General features: G+C 42.4%; 14 protein-coding genes. 7 read left to right on the forward strand and 7 right to left on the reverse strand.

The genetic code is table 11. From position 1 onward, the window contains the following. Window positions 1-85: 85 nt before the first annotated feature. On the reverse strand, window positions 86-2,410 hold the full coding sequence (pflB, locus tag ACFORE_RS05795) for a formate C-acetyltransferase (RefSeq protein WP_154455382.1): 2,325 nt from the start codon (window positions 2,408-2,410) through the stop codon (window positions 86-88). Between the two features lie 214 nt (window positions 2,411-2,624). Between pflB and dinB the strand changes: the two genes are divergently transcribed. Continuing rightward, entirely contained in the window at window positions 2,625-3,719 is a 1,095-nt protein-coding gene (gene dinB, locus ACFORE_RS05800; RefSeq protein ID WP_168260355.1) for a DNA polymerase IV, read from the forward strand. 50 nt (window positions 3,720-3,769) lie between these two features. On the opposite strand, the gene ACFORE_RS05805 is transcribed toward dinB, so the two are convergent. From ACFORE_RS05805 to rnhC, 4 genes are all read right to left on the reverse strand, one after another. Beyond that, a complete protein-coding gene (locus tag ACFORE_RS05805) occupies window positions 3,770-4,255 on the reverse strand; it encodes a hypothetical protein (RefSeq protein WP_154455384.1) in 486 nt (161 codons plus the stop codon). Between the two features lie 143 nt (window positions 4,256-4,398). Further along, window positions 4,399-6,855 carry an SF1B family DNA helicase RecD2 gene (gene recD2 / locus ACFORE_RS05810; RefSeq protein ID WP_154455385.1) on the reverse strand — a complete coding sequence of 819 codons (2,457 nt, stop codon included), beginning with the start codon at window positions 6,853-6,855 and terminating at the stop codon, window positions 4,399-4,401. Between the two features lie 124 nt (window positions 6,856-6,979). Beyond that, window positions 6,980-7,573: a signal peptidase I gene (gene lepB, locus ACFORE_RS05815; RefSeq protein WP_167829322.1), complete on the reverse strand. Its 594-nt coding sequence runs from the start codon at window positions 7,571-7,573 to the stop codon at window positions 6,980-6,982. Between the two features lie 6 nt (window positions 7,574-7,579). Beyond that, the gene (gene rnhC, locus ACFORE_RS05820; protein ID WP_154455387.1) at window positions 7,580-8,488 is read right to left on the reverse strand and encodes a ribonuclease HIII; all 909 of its coding nucleotides are present in this window, start codon (window positions 8,486-8,488) and stop codon (window positions 7,580-7,582) included. A 118-nt stretch (window positions 8,489-8,606) separates the two neighbouring features. On the opposite strand from rnhC, the gene ACFORE_RS05825 reads away from it, so the two are divergent. The 3 genes from ACFORE_RS05825 to ACFORE_RS05835 are packed head-to-tail and all read left to right on the forward strand — an operon-like array spanning window position 8,607 to window position 11,842. Next, complete coding sequence (locus tag ACFORE_RS05825; protein WP_154455388.1) at window positions 8,607-8,915, forward strand: hypothetical protein; 309 nt, start codon at window positions 8,607-8,609, stop codon at window positions 8,913-8,915. 2 nt (window positions 8,916-8,917) lie between these two features. After that, window positions 8,918-9,466 (forward strand): CvpA family protein, encoded by a 549-nt coding sequence (locus ACFORE_RS05830; RefSeq protein ID WP_235280948.1) that lies wholly within the window; start codon window positions 8,918-8,920, stop codon window positions 9,464-9,466. 39 nt (window positions 9,467-9,505) lie between these two features. Beyond that, window positions 9,506-11,842, forward strand: coding sequence for an endonuclease MutS2 (locus ACFORE_RS05835; RefSeq protein WP_380435047.1), 2,337 nt, complete (start codon window positions 9,506-9,508; stop codon window positions 11,840-11,842). 46 nt (window positions 11,843-11,888) lie between these two features. Here ACFORE_RS05835 and ACFORE_RS05840 read toward each other — a convergent pair whose 3' ends face one another. Next, window positions 11,889-12,386 carry a phosphatase PAP2 family protein gene (locus tag ACFORE_RS05840; protein ID WP_154455391.1) on the reverse strand — a complete coding sequence of 166 codons (498 nt, stop codon included), beginning with the start codon at window positions 12,384-12,386 and terminating at the stop codon, window positions 11,889-11,891. A gap of 148 nt (window positions 12,387-12,534) precedes the next feature. Between ACFORE_RS05840 and trxA the strand changes: the two genes are divergently transcribed. The 3 genes from trxA to ACFORE_RS05855 all read left to right on the forward strand — a co-directional run bounded on the left by trxA (window position 12,535) and on the right by ACFORE_RS05855 (window position 14,576). After that, window positions 12,535-12,849 (forward strand): thioredoxin, encoded by a 315-nt coding sequence (gene trxA, locus ACFORE_RS05845; protein WP_154455395.1) that lies wholly within the window; start codon window positions 12,535-12,537, stop codon window positions 12,847-12,849. Between the two features lie 224 nt (window positions 12,850-13,073). Next, window positions 13,074-14,117: an alcohol dehydrogenase catalytic domain-containing protein gene (locus tag ACFORE_RS05850; protein ID WP_154455392.1), complete on the forward strand. Its 1,044-nt coding sequence runs from the start codon at window positions 13,074-13,076 to the stop codon at window positions 14,115-14,117. A gap of 78 nt (window positions 14,118-14,195) precedes the next feature. Next, window positions 14,196-14,576, forward strand: coding sequence for a hypothetical protein (locus ACFORE_RS05855; RefSeq protein ID WP_154455393.1), 381 nt, complete (start codon window positions 14,196-14,198; stop codon window positions 14,574-14,576). A 219-nt stretch (window positions 14,577-14,795) separates the two neighbouring features. Here ACFORE_RS05855 and mutY read toward each other — a convergent pair whose 3' ends face one another. Then, window positions 14,796-15,905: an A/G-specific adenine glycosylase gene (gene mutY, locus ACFORE_RS05860; RefSeq protein WP_154455394.1), complete on the reverse strand. Its 1,110-nt coding sequence runs from the start codon at window positions 15,903-15,905 to the stop codon at window positions 14,796-14,798. Between the last annotated feature and the right edge of the window lie 987 nt (window positions 15,906-16,892).

A 16,892-nucleotide genomic window follows, 5' to 3' on the forward strand; every position in this document is an offset into this window, starting at 1 on the left:
CAAAAAAGAGAAAACCAATTTGGTTCTCTCTAGATGTTAGCTGGCATCAACCCACTACAGTTGACAATGAGCCCTTTTTTACATATTAGTTTTGAGAAAGAGTTTCAGCGACATCGTCCATTGAAAGTACTTCGTGGAAGACACGTTGAGTCAATTCTGTTTTTTGTTCTTTTGTGAGGTATTTTGTGTTGACACAGTAACCAGAGATACGAACGATAACGTCTTCGCCACTCATGATCTTATCGTAAACGTCTTTAAGGTCCATAACGTTCAAGTTAACGTGTTGACCACCGTTTTCAAAGTAACCATCAAGGATAGTCACAAGGTTATCCACTTGTTCATCGAAGGTCTTACCAAGAGCACGTGGTGATACTTGGGTTGTCAATGAGATACCATCGGCAGCATATGAGAAGTCAAGGCTTGCCAATGAGTTAAGGTTTTGCAACCAACCACCGCGAGCTTTGTTAGATGGGTTAGCACCTGGTGAGAAGAATTCCAATTTAGAAAGGTTCACGCTACCATCTTCGTTCAAGTAAACTCCTTTGTGAACTGGTGAGTTACCTGTTTGTTTAGAGTAAGCAACGTTTGATGTGATGGTAAGAAGTGATACAGTTGCTTCAGCGTCTTTGTAAAGTTTGTGGTTACGAAGACGAGTTGTGTAAGCTTCAATCAACCATTCAGCCAATTCGTTTGAACGAGGGTCATCTTCACCCCAACGAGGGTAATCTCCGATAGTTTCGTAGTCGTAGATGTAGCCATCTTCGTCACGGATTGGTTTAACTGTTGCGTATTTGATAGCTGACAAGGTATCGACAGTATTAGCGAAACCACAGATACCGAATCCCATGTTAGCACGTTGTTTTGTTGGCAAGAATGCCATTTGAACAGCTTCGTAGTTGTATTTATCAGTCATGTAGTGAATGATGTTAAGGGCATCTACGTAAGTATCTGTCAACCAGTCAAGTGATTTTTCAAAGTTGGCTTTGACAGTGTCAAAATCAAGCACATCGTCGCGAACTGGTTCGATATCAAAGACTTTGTAATCTTTGTGAACATCGTCGTAACCGCCGTTTAGACCAGTAAGAAGGGCTTTAAGGACGTTTACACGTGCGCCGAAGTATTGGATGTTGTGGCGTTGTTCTTCGTTTTCTGGGTCAAGTGGTGACACACAGCATGAGATACATGACATTTCACCATATCCGTCTTTTGCCATTGTTGTCACACCTTCGTATTGGATAGAAGAGTGTTTGTGTGACATCTTCATGCAGTAGCGACGGAAAGCGTATGGCAATTTATCTGTCCAAAGAACAGTCAAGTTTGGTTCTGGAGCGTTACCGATGTTATCAAGAGTGTTCAAGAAACGGTAGTCCATTTTTGTAACACGGTGGCGTCCGTCAGCACCCATACCAGCCATAGAAGTTGTGATGAATGTTGGGTCACCAGAGTAAAGTTCGTCATAAGCTTTGGTACGAGCAAATTTTACGGTACGAAGTTTCAATACGAAATCATCAACAAATTCTTGGATTTCAGATTCTGTAAATGTACCACGAGCAAGGTCACGTTCTGCGTAAATATCAAGAACGATGGGCACACGTCCAAGAGAAGTAGCCGCACCGTTAATCACACGACAAACAGCCATGAAAGCAATGTTTGTCCATTGGATAGCTTCTTTGACGTTCATCGCAGGTCGGCGAACATCGACACCGTAAAGGTCACCCAATTTAATGACTTCACCAAGGGCTTGGTATTGCAAGTTAACTTCTTCACGAAGGCGAATTGATTCTTCATCAATTTCTGTAATCGCGTTCCAGTCGTTTGCTTTTTCTTTCATCAAGTAGTCTGCTCCGTAGAGGGCAAGACGTGCGTAAACACCGATGATACGACCACGAGAGTATGCATCAGGAAGTCCAGTTACAGTGTGGGCGTGACGGGCACGGCGGATATTAGATGTGTAAGCACGGAAGATACCATCGTTTACAGTTGTCACGTGTTTTGTGAAAATTTCATGAACAGCTGGGTCTGGTTCATAACCGTGTTCTTTAAGAGCTGTTTCTGCCATGCGGATACCGCCTTTAGGCATGAAGTTCAATTTGAACAACTCGTCGTTTTGAATACCGTAAATCAACTCATCTTCTTTTGAGATGTATCCAGCAGGGATATCAGCGATTGATGTTGGACGTGTATCCATTGGGAAACGCGTTTCTTCGTAATGTGCTTTTGTTTCTTCAACGATTTTTTTCACTTTGAGTGAACGTTCAGTCGCAGGTGCCAAGAAACTTTCGTCACCATCATATGGGGTATAGTTGGCTTGTACGAAACGAGAAATACTAGCTTTTTCTTTCCAGTCAGTACCTTTAAAGCCTTCCCAAGCTTTTTCAAAAACATCTGTAGTAGTCTTAACAGTCGCCATAATAAGAGATCTCCTTAAATTCTAGTAACAAGTCATCTGTTACATTTACAAATATAGTTTAACATATGGTAAGCGTTTTCCAAAGGGGATATCAGCGAATTATGTGAGAATCTTTACTAGTACAGTTGAATAATACGAATAAACTGTACTAAAAAAGCTAAAATAACCGAAAAAACCTAAAAATTGGTATAATAAATGGAGAAAGGATACCTTAATGCTGATTTTCCCTTTAATCAATGACACCTCTCGAAAAATTATTCATGTTGATATGGACGCTTTTTTTGCTTCGGTGGAGGAGCGTGATAATCCTAATTTGAAGGGGCACCCTGTCATTATTGGGGCAGACCCTAGGAAAACAGGCGGTCGTGGGGTCGTGTCAACTTGTAATTACGAGGCTAGAACGTTTGGCGTGCATTCTGCCATGTCCTCAAAAGAAGCTTACGAGCGTTGCCCGCAAGCCATTTTTATTTCTGGTAATCATCACAAATACCGTCAAATTGGGCTGCAGATTCGGGCTATTTTTAAGCGTTACACGGATTTGGTAGAGCCTATGTCGATTGATGAGGCTTATCTGGATGTGACGCATAATAGACTGAACATCAAGTCAGCGGTTAAGATTGCTAAAATGATTCAGTATGACATTTGGCAAGAGCTTGGTTTAACGTGTTCGGCTGGGGTGTCTTATAATAAATTCTTGGCTAAATTGGCATCGGATTTTGAAAAACCAAGGGGATTGACCTTGATTTTGCCAGAAGATGCTCAAGATTTTCTAAAACAGTTGCCTATTGAAAAATTTCATGGTGTGGGGAAGCGTTCGGTGGATAAGCTCCATCACATGGGCGTTTACACGGGCGAGGATTTGCTGGGCTTGTCTGAGATGACCTTGATTGACCTTTTTGGGCGTTTTGGCTACGATTTGTATCGAAAAGCAAGAGGCATTTCCAATGCACCTGTGCAACCCAATCGCATTCGCAAATCGGTTGGGAGTGAGAAAACCTATGGCAAATTGTTGTATGATGAAGCCAGTATTCGCTCAGAGATTGCCAAAAATGCGCAGCGCGTGTCTGACAACCTCAAGAAAAATCAAAAATTGGGGCGCGTGATTGTCTTAAAAGTGCGTTATTCAGATTTTTCGACCTTGACCAAACGCATGACGCTGGACGTGGCGACAGATGATGCCAAAACGATTAGTCAAATGGCTCAAGCTATTTTTGACCAGCTGGAAGAGTCTTCAAAAGGCATACGTCTTTTAGGTGTCACGGCAACTCAACTAGAAAATACAAGCGAGTCCATTGCCCTCCATCTTTAAATAGAAAAAAGCCACTTAATAGCAGTGGCTTTTCTAATGGTGTGATGTACTTAGTTGACTTCAACTGCGTCGTCGCGGTACAAGAGTTGGATAGCTTTGTTGTAAACATAGCCATAAAGCACCAAGAAGATAATAGGAAATAAAAAGAGTGTGATGCTAAGTGAATCCCCCAAGGCAACTGCTAAGATGATAATAGCAACGTTATAGACAACAGTGTAGCCCAAGGCAATACGGTAAGGCATCAAGCTAGGTACGTTTTCTTTGATTTTGGCAAGGTTCCTAAAAGCCAGATAAGCCACAACAACGTTAGTCACCAAAGCAACGATGTAGATAATGGGATACCAAATATTACTTGCAGCGACCAGGGTTTGATAAACCTCAGTATCCACAGTTTTCTTTAGTTCATCTAAATTATTGCTGATGGCAAAGTAGCTGACAATACCTGAAATCTTGCCGATAGCGGCGAGTACATTTATCCAAGCGATGAACAATGTCCAAGAACGCAAGGACTGACGTAATTTTTCATAAGAAACCATACCAAACCGCCAAAATATCAAATTATACTAATGTCATAATACAAATTATTATACCATAAATTGAAGCGTTGTAAATAGCCTTCTGCCAAGTCATGAGAGTTCATGAGATAACCCCCAGCCGAAAGTAGGTCTGGGGGTTAGTGTTAGGATTTGAAAAAACGTTCGATGTCGGCTGTTGTCAAGCCAATCATGGGGTCGATGAAAGGGATATTTTCCTCTGTCAGGCGATAGGCTTGAGTTTCTTGCTCCACTTGGTTGTCAATGTCCAAGGTTAACTGAATCTGTTCTTCGACAGCGGTGTCTGCGGGAACAGCGACATTTTGGTAATTTTGATTTTCGGGTGTAGCTGTTTCTTGTGGTGTTTCTACCTGTTTTTCAGCTGTTTCTTGCGCTAGATTATCGTTGCTAAAACGCTGCACAAGATAAGTTTTGCGCTTATCACCTTCATTTTTGATGGCATAATCAAAGGCGGCAAGTTCTCCTAGCATCACCAATTTACTCTTGGAACGTGTAATGGCGGTGTAGATGAGGTTGCGTTGTAGGAGGCGGCGACTTTGATGTGTAATTGGCAAAATAACCACCTGAAATTCACTCCCTTGCGATTTGTGGATAGACATGGCGTAGGCAAGGGTGATTTTGTGCCATTCGTTGCGAGGGTAAATGACCTCATTACCGTCAAAGGACAAATAGAGTTCGTCTTGCTTGGATTCGGTGTATTTGGCGGGAATTAAATCTGTGATGTAGCCGATGTCGCCATTAAAGACATTTAGCTCGGCATCGTTAATAAGGTGGAGAATTTTATCTCCTTTACGAAAACTCATCTCACCAAACGCAAAATCTTGCTGATTGTCCAAGGGATTGAGCAAGTCTTGGATAATGGTGTTGAGACGGTTAATCCCTGCGGCACCACGGTACATGGGTGCTAAAATCTGAATTTCCTGCGGGTTGATACCACTTTTAACAGCAGATTGGACAATCTTGGCAATCATATTAGGAATGTAGGTAGCACTGGCTTCAAAATAAGAGCGGTCAGGCTTTTTTTGTGTGAAATCGGCAGGCAATTGGCCTTGTCGCATTTGGTTAGCAAGCGTGACAATGGTCGAATCCTCAGATTGTCTAAAGATTTTGGTGAGGGCAAGTTGGGGGAGTGTGTCAATTTTTAACAAGTCAGAAAGCACTTGTCCTGGACCAACAGACGGTAGCTGGTCGCTATCCCCAACGATAATGACCTGAGTTGTTGAAGCAATGACACTAAAGAGTTGATTAGCTAGCCAAGTGTCCACCATAGAAAATTCGTCAATGATAATCAAATCACAATCCAAATAATCGTCCATGGCTTGGTAGTCGTTGTCACCATTTAAACCTAAGTGACGGTGAATGGTTGCACTGGGGAGGCCGGTTAATTCATTCATTCGTCGTGCGGCTCGTCCTGTCGGTGCTGCTAAGATAATAGGAATGTCTGTTTTATTGAGGTCAATGCGGTGGAGCTGCGCATAAGCAGCAATCAAGCCGTTGATAACCGTGGTTTTTCCAGTCCCTGGCCCACCTGTCAAGATAAATACCTTGCTTTGCAAAGCTTCTTGAATAGCCTTGCGTTGGACTTGGTCATAAGAAATAGCAAAATCTTCCTCAACAGCTGCGATTTCTTCTTGAATGTCATCGTCCGAAAAAGCATTTTCCAAAGGGGTGTCAAGGATACGTGTCAGATGCTTTTTAATACCAGCTTCGGCATAAAAAAGGCTACTGTCAAAAATCTTGGTGCTAATGTTTTGCACCTTGTCTTCTGTGATGAGTGTTGACAATTCTTGAGCGACAGCTGCGGGGTCCAATTCGACAGGGCGTGCTTCTTCGAGAGTGGTAATGGCTTGCTCTAACAAATCTCGTGCTTCCACATAGGTGTCGCCTCGTTCCATAGAAGTTTCAAAAAGGGTGTGCACAAGTGCTGCTCGAAAACGTTGTGGTGCGTTTGCCTCAATGCCCAATTCTTCTGCCAGTTGGTCTGCAATCTTAAAACCAACTCCTTGAATATCCTCAACCAGTTGGTAGGGATTTTCTTGGATAATTTCCAAACTGTCTTCTTTATAATGATTGAAAATATCAACGGCAACACGATTGGTTAAGCCGTATTCGGCCAGTTTGGCTAAAATCTGCTCTGTTCCATAATGCAGTTTTAGACGAGCTAAAAAACGGTCCTTGGTTTCCTTGGACAAACCAGCAATGTTGTCTAATCGGCTAGGGTCGTCCAAGATATGATCAATGGTATTGTCACCGTAAAGTTGCACAATCTTCTCAGCCGTTTTTCGGCCAATGCCTTTAAATTGGGCACTTGAGAAGTATTTGATCAAGCCAGAAGAAGTGGGTTTGGCACGCTCGTAACGTGAGGCCTTTAGTTGCTCCCCGTATTTTGGGTGCTGGGTTAACTCGCCCCAAAAGGTGTAGTCCTCGCCTTCAGCAATATCAGCCATCGTCCCCGTCACGATAATCTCAGGTTCATCAAAATCCGCATCGGTATCCTCGATACTCATCAAGACAATCCTAAAAAAGTTGCTAGCATTTTCGAAAATGACTCGCTCAACCGTGCCAGAAAAAAAGTATTCCATGAAAAGTCTGTCCTCATTATTTTTGTTTTAGTGTCATTTGCTTGTTCAGAATGGCTTTATTATACCATTTCTTTGTTAAAGGAAAAACAAAAACAAGGCTAGAGTTTTTTCTAGCCTTGTGCGTTTATTCAATAAATCCGATTTTTGAAAGTGGCCAGAAGCGGAATTTGACTTCGCCAACAATGGATGATTTCGGAAAAGTTCCGACTTCACGGCTGTCTTTCGATACGATGCGGTCATCTCCCATGAGATAGTACTCGCCTTTTGGCACTTTAACGGTAAATTCAGTATTGCCATCGCTATCCGTAGTAAAGGCGTCTGCTTTCTCAGCCAACTCTTGGAAGAGCGAATTATAGGCATAAATGTCTTGGAGTTGGTCGTCATCAAGGGCTTGTTTGTACTCATCAAGGTATTTTTCATCGACTTCTTTACCGTTGATGTAAAGCGTGTCATCATTGTAAGTGATCGTATCACCAGGCATCCCGATGACACGTTTAACGATTTCCTTGGTTTGTCCGTCCTCAGTTTCCTTAGCCACAACAATATCAAAACGGTTGATTTTCGTGTGGTCAAGGACAATCAAGCGTTCTCCATCTGCTAAGGTTGGGTCCATTGAGTGCCCATCGACTTTGACAGGCTGCCAAAGGAATAAGCGACTAAGACCTAGCACCAAAACAAAGAGGATAAAAGGTCCCCATTCTTTAAGAAATTTCATAATGCTTCCTCAATTTCCTTTCCGTAATAGCTCTTGAGCTTTTTTTGTATTTGCAAAATGCAGTTTAGCTGTTTCTGCTAAACCAGCCATTCCATGCGTTTTTAAAATCTGACTGGCAATAAAGTCGGACTTTTGCCCTGCCCCACTTGGCAAGGGATAGCCGATTTTTTGGCTGAGCTGGTCTAAATAGTCCAAAAATAAATCTCTTGCAATAATCGAGCTGACCGCCACCGCCAAATACTCGCCTTCAGCCTTTTCTTCTAGTGTCAAGGGGTTGTCAAATTGGTTGACTTCTTGCTTGACATATTTTTGATAGTTTTGTTGGCTGGTAAAAGCATCGATGACGATTTTTTGCGGTTTGAAGCCATCTTTTAGTAGTAAATAAATAGCTTGATTGTGTAAAGCTACCTTGACAGAAACAGCATTGTACTGTTTGCCAGCTCCCACGACCTGATTGTATTTTTTAGGAGATAGGAGGAGAGCGCGGTGGGGAATTTCTTGCTTGAGAATAGGAGCGATTTTGCGAATATTGGCATCGGTCAATCGTTTGGAGTCATCCACTCCTAGTTTTCTAAGCAGGGCGTGTTTGTCAGGAGTGACAAAACTAGCCACAACTGCCAAGCCCCCAAAGTAAGAACCGTTGCCCACCTCATCTGACCCGATGAGGGCTAGTTTTTGCCCTGCGGGTGCTGTTTGGATGGATGCGTCAGGCGCTTGATAGCCAAAATATTTAGCGACTTCCTCAGCTTTTTCACCTTGAAAGACGACCTTTCCTGACGTGTAAACTGAAATCATCACCTTATCTACTTTGGCTGCAAATGTGATATAGGGATTTTTACTGGCAACTTGCTGGCTATTAAATGTTTTTATAAGTTTCTGCAAAGCTGCCCCTTTTAAAGTTATAACAACTGTACTCATAGTCCCATTTTATCATAAAACCAAAGGCTATGCTCAAATAGATAGCCAAAGTCTTGTTTTTTCTCCTAGTATTTTACGAAATGGCTATTTTACGGTATAATGTCAAGGAGGTGACTATATGAAAAGTAAAAATCGGTATAAGTTTGTTTTTGGAGAAAAGACAATTACCTTGACGACAGATAAAGATAATCTCTTTATGGAAGAAGTCGAAAGAGTTGCAAAAGAAAAATACGCCGCTATTAAAGAAAAATTACCCCAAGCTGATGATGAAATGGTTGCTATTTTAATGGCTATCAATTCCCTTTCAACTCAGCTTAGCCGTGAAATAGAAGTTGAAAAAATGGAGAAAGAGTTAATGGCGCTTCGCTCGGAAACGATTGTTGACGTCAAGGAGAAAGCCAGTAAATCAGACGCTAACGAGGATTAAGTATGATATCTGCTATTCTTCTAATCGTTTTTATTTGGCAGTTTTACATTGGGTATGCGCGCGGAATTGTTCTGCAAACCTACTACCTTGTGGCTAGTGTGTTGTCGCTTGTTATTGCGGGGCAGTTCTATCAACCTTTGGCAGATAAGCTGACCTTGTGGCTTCCCTATGCCAATGCGGTTCAAGGCGCGACCATGGCGTTTTGGCGGGATGTGCCTCTCTTTGATTTGGACCAAGTTTATTATGCAGGGGCTGCCTTTACCGCTATTTACAGTCTAGTTTATCTGGCTTTTCGTTTGCTGGGTGTCTTTGTTCATTTGGCACCTGTTAATCGTTGGGACAATGTTGGTGCTAATGTCGTGAGCGGTGTCTTTTCGGTGCTGGTTACGATGATGTTTTTCAGCTTGGTTTTGACCTTGCTGGCAACCGTTCCATTGAGTTTAGTGCAAAATACCCTCTCAGGCAGTGGATTGGTCCGATTTTTAGTGGACTCTTTTTACCCATTTGTCAACAGTATCAAAGATTTGTGGGCAGGGTTTGTTTTGAATTAACAAAGGGCTTTAGCCCTTATTTTTATAGGATAAGAAAGCATGAATACAAGAATTTTAGAACAGTTAGAATTTGATAAAGTCAAGCAACTTTTCGAAGGTTACTTGCAAACCGAGCAAGGGCAAGAGGAGTTGCACAAATTAGAACCAATGACAGAGGCTGACCGTATCTTGCGTTCTTTTGATGAAATGTCAGATATGGAGCAGATTTTCATTGAACATCATTCCTTTGGTATGGGCAGTTTGCGTGATGTTTCTGAGAGCATGCGCCGTCTGGAATTAGAAGCAGATGTTAACATTTCAGAAATCATCGATATCAAGAAGGTCTTGCAAGTGTCTGCAGAGGTCAAACATTTTTACAATGATTTGGAAAATGTCGAGTTGACAGCTCTAAATACCTTATTTGATAAGCTTGAACTGCTTCCAAGTTTACAGGGAAGTTTACAGGCTATCAACGATGGCGGGTTTATTGAAAACTTCGCCAGTGCTGAATTGGACAGGATTCGTCGTCAAATCAATCACAGTGAGAGTCGTGTGCGTCAGATTTTGCAAGATATTTTGAAAAAACAAGCTGACCATTTGACAGAAACCTTGCTTGCTAGCCGTAATGGCCGTGCGGTTTTGCCTGTGAAAAATACCTACCGCAACCGTATTTCTGGGGTTGTGCATGATATTTCAGCATCTGGAAGCACAGTTTATATTGAGCCACGCGCTGTGGTGCAATTAAACGAAGAAATCACACAATTGCGCGCTGACGAACGCCACGAAATGGCACGTATTTTACGCGAATTGTCCAATATGCTTCGCCCGCATACCCAAATCATTCGCAACAATGCTTGGGTGCTAGGGCATTTGGACTTTGTGCGCGCCAAATTCTTATTTATGCAAGAGCGTCGCGCTGTGGTGCCACAATTATCAAGCGATAAGACCGTTCAACTCTTGCAAGCCCGTCACCCACTCTTGCTCAATCCTGTTGCCAATGACCTTCATTTTATGCAGGAATTGACGATTATAGTCATCACGGGTCCCAATACAGGTGGTAAGACAGTTATGTTGAAAACCTTGGGCTTGGCACAATTGATGGCACAATCAGGTTTGCCGATTTTAGCCGATAAAGGCAGCAAGGTTGCTATTTTCAAGGAAATTTTTGCAGATATTGGTGATGAGCAATCTATCGAGCAGAGCTTGTCAACCTTTTCAAGCCACATGACCAATATCGTTAGTATTTTAGACCAAGCTGATAAAGATAGCCTTGTTTTGGTCGATGAATTGGGTGCTGGTACGGGCCCACAAGAAGGGGCTAGCCTAGCCATGGCGATTTTGGAGCACTTGCGTTTGTTGGAAGTCAAAACCATGGCAACCACCCACTATCCAGAGTTAAAAGCCTACGGCATCGAAACGGATTTTGTTGAAAATGCAAGCATGGAATTTGATACGGACACACTCAGTCCAACCTACCATTTCATGCAAGGGGTTCCTGGACGTTCAAACGCCTTTGAAATTGCTCGCCGTCTTGGTTTGGCAGAAATTATTGTCAATGAAGCAGAGCGATTGACGGATTCAGATACCGATGTTAACCGCATCATCGAACGTTTGGAAGCTCAGACGCGTGAAAGCCGCAAACGCCTGGACCACATCAAAGAAGTGGAGCAAGAAAATCTCAAATTCAACCGTGCTGTCAAGAAGCTTTACAATGAATTTTCACACGCCAAGGACAAGGAGTTGGAAAAGGCCAGCGTCAAAGCACAGGAAATTGTAGACAAAGCGATGGCAGAAAGCGAAGCTATTCTCAAAAATCTGCATGAAAAAGCACGCTTAAAACCACATGAAGTCATCGAAGCCAAAAGCCAGCTGAAAAAATTGGCGCCTGAGGTTGATTTGTCTAAAAATAAGGTTCTCAAGAAAGCCAAGAAATTACGCGCGCCGCGCGTGGGTGATGATATCATCGTGACGGCTTACGGACAACGGGGTACTTTGACCAATAAAGTCAAAGATGGCAAATGGGAAGCTCAGATTGGCTTGATTAAGATGACTTTGAAAGAGGACGAATTTACCCTTGTCAAAGTCCAAGAGGAAGCTCAAAAACCGAAGAAAAAACAAGTCAATGTGGTTAAGAAAAGCCAAAAAAGCACAGGACCGCGTGCTAGATTGGATTTGCGAGGCAAACGTTACGAAGAAGCCATGCAAGAATTGGATGAGTTTATCGACCAAGCCTTGCTTAATAATATGGCGCAGGTGGACATTATTCACGGTATCGGAACGGGTGTTATCCGTGAGGGTGTTACCAAATACCTTCGCCGTAACAAACACGTGAAATCATTTGGATACGCTCCGCAAAACGCAGGCGGTAGCGGTTGTACCATTGCTAATTTAGGTTAAACAAAAAAATCTCTCTAACGGCATCGCTAGGGAGATTTTGTGATGATTAAAAAAGAAAGAGCAATGCCCCGCAAGCAAGTCCGATGAGAAAACCTGCCGTGACATCGCGTGGATAGTGGACGCCCCCAAGCACACGACAAAAAGTTAAAAGGAGGGACAGAAGTAAGCAGATGCTGCCCAAGATGATATTCAGTCGTAAGACAGCCATGCTGATAATGGTCGCTGAAAAAACGTGACGGCTTGGAAAAGATTGCCCCTTGGTATTTTTAGCAATCAAAGGAGTAATGGCCCATGCCTCGTAGGGACGTGGGACGTTGAGGCGTTTTCTAATGACGGACACCAGCACAAAAGCAATAGCTGGGATAAGGATAAAAGCCATTAGACGCTTGGGAGCTTGCCACCAAAGATAGATAAGTAAGATAGGATAGATGAGGTACATTATCTTGGTGACGAGGCTATTGCTTAAGCGTAAGCAGCGAATGGATGCGGGTCTTTTTCGGATAGGTTGCGTTAGCCGTTGGTAAAAATCTGCGTAATCTTTCATGGTTTGTCCTTAATTGAGATGATAATAGCATTATATCACGGAAAACGTAGCAATTACTTGTCAAACGCTAAAGTTTCCCGTAAAATAGGCACATAGACTATTAGAAAAGGAAAAAAGAACTGACGTCTTGGCAGTTCTCGGTAAGATTATGGCACATATCGTGACAGATGCAACATTTGAAGCAGAAACAAACGAAGGGCTTGTCCTAGTGGACTTTTGGGCAACTTGGTGTGGTCCATGCTTGATGCAAGCCCCAATTTTAGACCAATTATCAGAAGAAATCGATGAAGATGTTCTTAAAATCGTTAAAATCGATGTGGACGAAAACCCAAATACCGCACAAGAATTTGGTATCATGTCAATCCCAACCTTGTTATTCAAGAAAGATGGCAAAGTGGTTAAACAAGTAGCTGGGGTTCACACCAAAGAACAAATCAAAGACATCGTCGCAGAATTAAGCTAATCATAAAAGTCGGGATTTTCCTGACTTTTTTGTTCATATGGCTTGATTTAGAGTGCACTCAAAGGATTATAATAACGGTGTCAATCAAATAGAAAGTGTTTTCACACTTTTGGCGCTTACTCGTTTGGGACGCGGATAAGTGAGCGTTTTGTCCCAATATCAATATTAAGAAAGGAGGGGCTCACTTGTCATCATGTTGATGGCAAGCAAAGCCTGTATTTACAATGAAAACTGCCATTTTTGAAAAAGCTGGTCTGATGACTATTGAAGAGGTACCAAAACCACAATTACAAGCCGATGATGATGTCATTATCAAAGTCGTTCGTGCTTGCGTGTGTGGTTCTGACCTCTGGGCTTATGCCAATGGAGATAAAAAAGCAGCGCATTCGGTCAATTCAGGTCATGAAGCGCTTGGTATTGTCGAAGAAGTTGGCCCTGCCATTACCACTGTTCAACCTGGTGATTTTGTCATCGTGCCATTTACTCACGGTTGTGGGGAATGTGATGCTTGCCGTGCTGGTTTTGACGGAACGTGTGATAACCACCCTGGCTATACAAACTGGTCTTCTGGTTTCCAATCAGAATATGTTCGCTTCCACTATGCTAACTGGGCTTTGATTAAAATCCCTGGGCAACCGTCTGATTATTCAGAAGGTATGATGAAATCACTCCTTACTTTGGCTGATGTTATGCCAACAGGTTATCATGCTGCGCGTGTTGCTGACGTTAAGCCAGGCGACAAGGTCGTTGTTATCGGTGACGGTGCCGTTGGTCAATGTGCGGTTATTGCGGCCAAAATGCGCGGGGCTTCTCAGATTATCTTGATGAGCCGACATGAGGACCGTCAGCAAATGGCTTTGGCTTCAGGTGCTAATGCTGTCGTTGCTGAACGTGGCGAAGAAGGTATTGCCAAGGTGCGTGACATTCTCGGTGGTGGTGCGGATGTTGCTCTAGAATGTGTTGGTACGGAAGCAGCTATTGACCAAGCTCTGGGAGTTCTCCACAACGGCGGTCGTGTTGGTTTTGTGGGTGTGCCCCATTACGATAATCGCCCACTTGGTTCAACCTTTTCACAAAACATTATCATCGGTGGTGGTTCAGCTTCTGTGACAACCTACGATAAGCAAATTCTTCTCAAGGCTGTTCTTGACGGGGATATCAATCCAGGCCGTGTCTTTACCCACACTTATTTTCTAGATGATATCAACCAAGCCTATCAAGATATGCGTGACCGCAAAGCCATTAAATCAATGCTAGTCATGGATTAAGTAGTTTCATTCAAAAAAATCCCTCATTTCCACCCCACAAGTCATTTCGTTTACGAATAAATAAGTGGGAGGTATGATATGAGGGCTTTTCTTGTTTTAGGGTTATTGACATTAGCAGGCAGATGGTTTTTCTGCCGTGATAAAAAAGGCATTTCTGACAATATCCAATTCATCACCTTGCATGAATTGCTTAATAAAATGGATATGAAAGAAACGTTTTTGTTGTTTATCGGACGCTTGGAACAGGCTGAAACCCAAAGAGGTTTGGACCGTTTGGGACAGATGAACCAAACCGTTTATTTCTTAAATGTGGGTGAGATGGATGCTGTGCTTTATCAGGAATTTGCCAAGTTTTATCGCATTCAAGCGGCAACCCATTTTGCTCAGTTTAATGGCAAGCACCAGTTTGTGACGGCTAATGCCCTGACAGTTGATTTGGCGTATTTTAACTATCTTTAAATCTCCATTGGTTTGCTTTACGGTTTCTATAAGTAAACGTTTAGGTTTCATTAAGCTAGACCGCTTATACTATAATCATTCCTAATAAACTTTCTTTTTCATAGCAGTGGCTTTAATCACTGATTGAAGTTATTGTTTGATGAGTGATAGGTATCCTAGCCTAGAACTCCCATAAATCTCCTAATGCACCTCAACGCTTGGCGTTGAGGTTTTTTGTGTTTATTGGGTCTTTTTAGACGTCAAATAGTTTTCTAATAATTTTTTCTGTGGGGTTGCCATGGGATAGTCGCTCAAAGCGTCTTTTTTCACCCAGCGCAGTTCTTTGCCTTTCGTCAATTGTGGTGAAGCGACGGTGCCTTCAATCAATGTGACGGTCCACTTTTGGTGGCTAAAGGTATGTTTAACAGGCGTGAAAGTGGCCGTACTCCAAGTTGGGTGTATGTGGTAACCTTCCTCAAAGTCTGCCTTTTTATCAGTTTGTTGGTCAGGCATTTCCAAGATAGGAAAAGACCAAAAGCCTCCTAGCAATCGTTCCTCGGTGTTTTTTTCCAAGAGAAATTCCCCGTCAGCATTTCGGATGACAAAAGCAGTCAAATCAAGCGGTTTAGGCTTTTTCTTAGGCAATTTAATGGGGTATTTGTCATAGGTACCGTTTAGGTAAGCCGCACAGAAAAAGCGAATTGGTGATTCATGTGGTCGTGGGTTTTTGGCAGATTCAATGTCGGTTCCCAAATCCATCAAAGCTTGGTTAAAGTCCCCAGGACGGTCAGGGTCAATGAGTTTTTCCATCACAGCTTGAAAAATCTTCCGATTTTTAGGGTCACCGATATCGTAGTTAATTTCAAAAAGCCTAGCCATCACGCGCATCACGTTGCCATCCACAGCTGGTTCAGGCAGACCAAAAGCAATACTTGCAATAGCTCCAGACGTGTAAGGTCCAATTCCTTTCAAAGAAAGAATGTCCTTGTGGTTGGCTGGAAACTGCCCGCCAAATCGCGTCATGATATCCTGTGCAGCTGCTTGCATATTGCGGACACGAGAATAATACCCCAGTCCTTCCCAAGCCTTCAAGAGCTTTTCTTCAGGAGCGTTTGCCAGACTTTCAATGGTGGGAAACCAATCTAAAAAGCGCTTGTAGTAGGGAATAACCGTGCGGACCTGTGTCTGTTGTAGCATGATTTCAGACACCCAAATCGCGTAAGGGTCCTTGGTTCGTCGCCAAGGCAAATCCCGTTTTTCTTGGTCGTACCAAGCCAACAAAGTGCGGCGAAAGGACAAAATGGTATCATCCTCCCACATCTCAATACCGTAATCTTTTAAATCAATCATGCGTTTATTGTATCAAAGTTTTTAGGCGGATAGTAGCAAAAGCGACTTATCGAAAAAAATAGACAAAAAAAGCAGCAAAATTCTTGACAATTGTAATCGGTTACATTACAATAAAAGTGTAAAGAAGGATGACAGATAAAACAAGATAAGGAGGTAATGATTCTTATGTTGAAACATCATGTTGCTCGGTATAAAAACGGAGATTAGTCTCCAACTTGGATTTAGGTAGGCAGGGATAACCTTATGAAGGTGGTGGACTATATGAGGTTTAATCTAGGACGCTATAAAAATGGTGATTAATCACCCTAATCGTAAACGAGAAATCTTGTAACAAAGTACATTGGAGGGATGCCTTATGTTGATGGTTAATGTAGGACGTTATAAGAATGGAGATCAATAACGGCATAAAACGACGTTATTTCTAAAGGGAGTGGTGCCATATTTTAGAAGAAATGGTGTTGGAAGCAGACGATTAGATACGGCTAGATGGAAAAAGCGACCGGTTGACTTTTTCGCTAGTAACAATAGTAATCGATAGGGCTTCTAATCATATTGCTTCCATGTTTGATAAGACAAAAGATAGATATGAAAGCAATTCATGTTAGGTGTTTTAAAGTAGAGCAAGTTAAGCCAAAGTGGCGACGAGTCAATCGCTCTTTTCGGATTAACAAACATTAGTAGGAGTGAGTCCAATGTAAAATGAGGCTTCTGATTTGAAAGAACCCACGGAGGTGCAATATGATGAAGATGAATGTAGGCCGTTATAAAAACGGTGACAATTAACTCTAGTGTACTCCCATGACAACTCTATGAGATATAAATAACCCTAAAAAAGCAATAGTGAAAATCACTTATTAATGACAATAACTTAAAAACGTTGACTAAAGAGCATTCTAGCTACTTTCGGCTCTTTGTCAACTGTAGTGGGTAGATGAAAAGCTAACACCTAGAGAGGACGAACTTCGTCCTCTCTTTCTTTATGTTCAA

Source organism: Streptococcus alactolyticus (assembly GCF_042649785.1).
GTDB lineage: Bacteria > Bacillota > Bacilli > Lactobacillales > Streptococcaceae > Streptococcus > Streptococcus alactolyticus.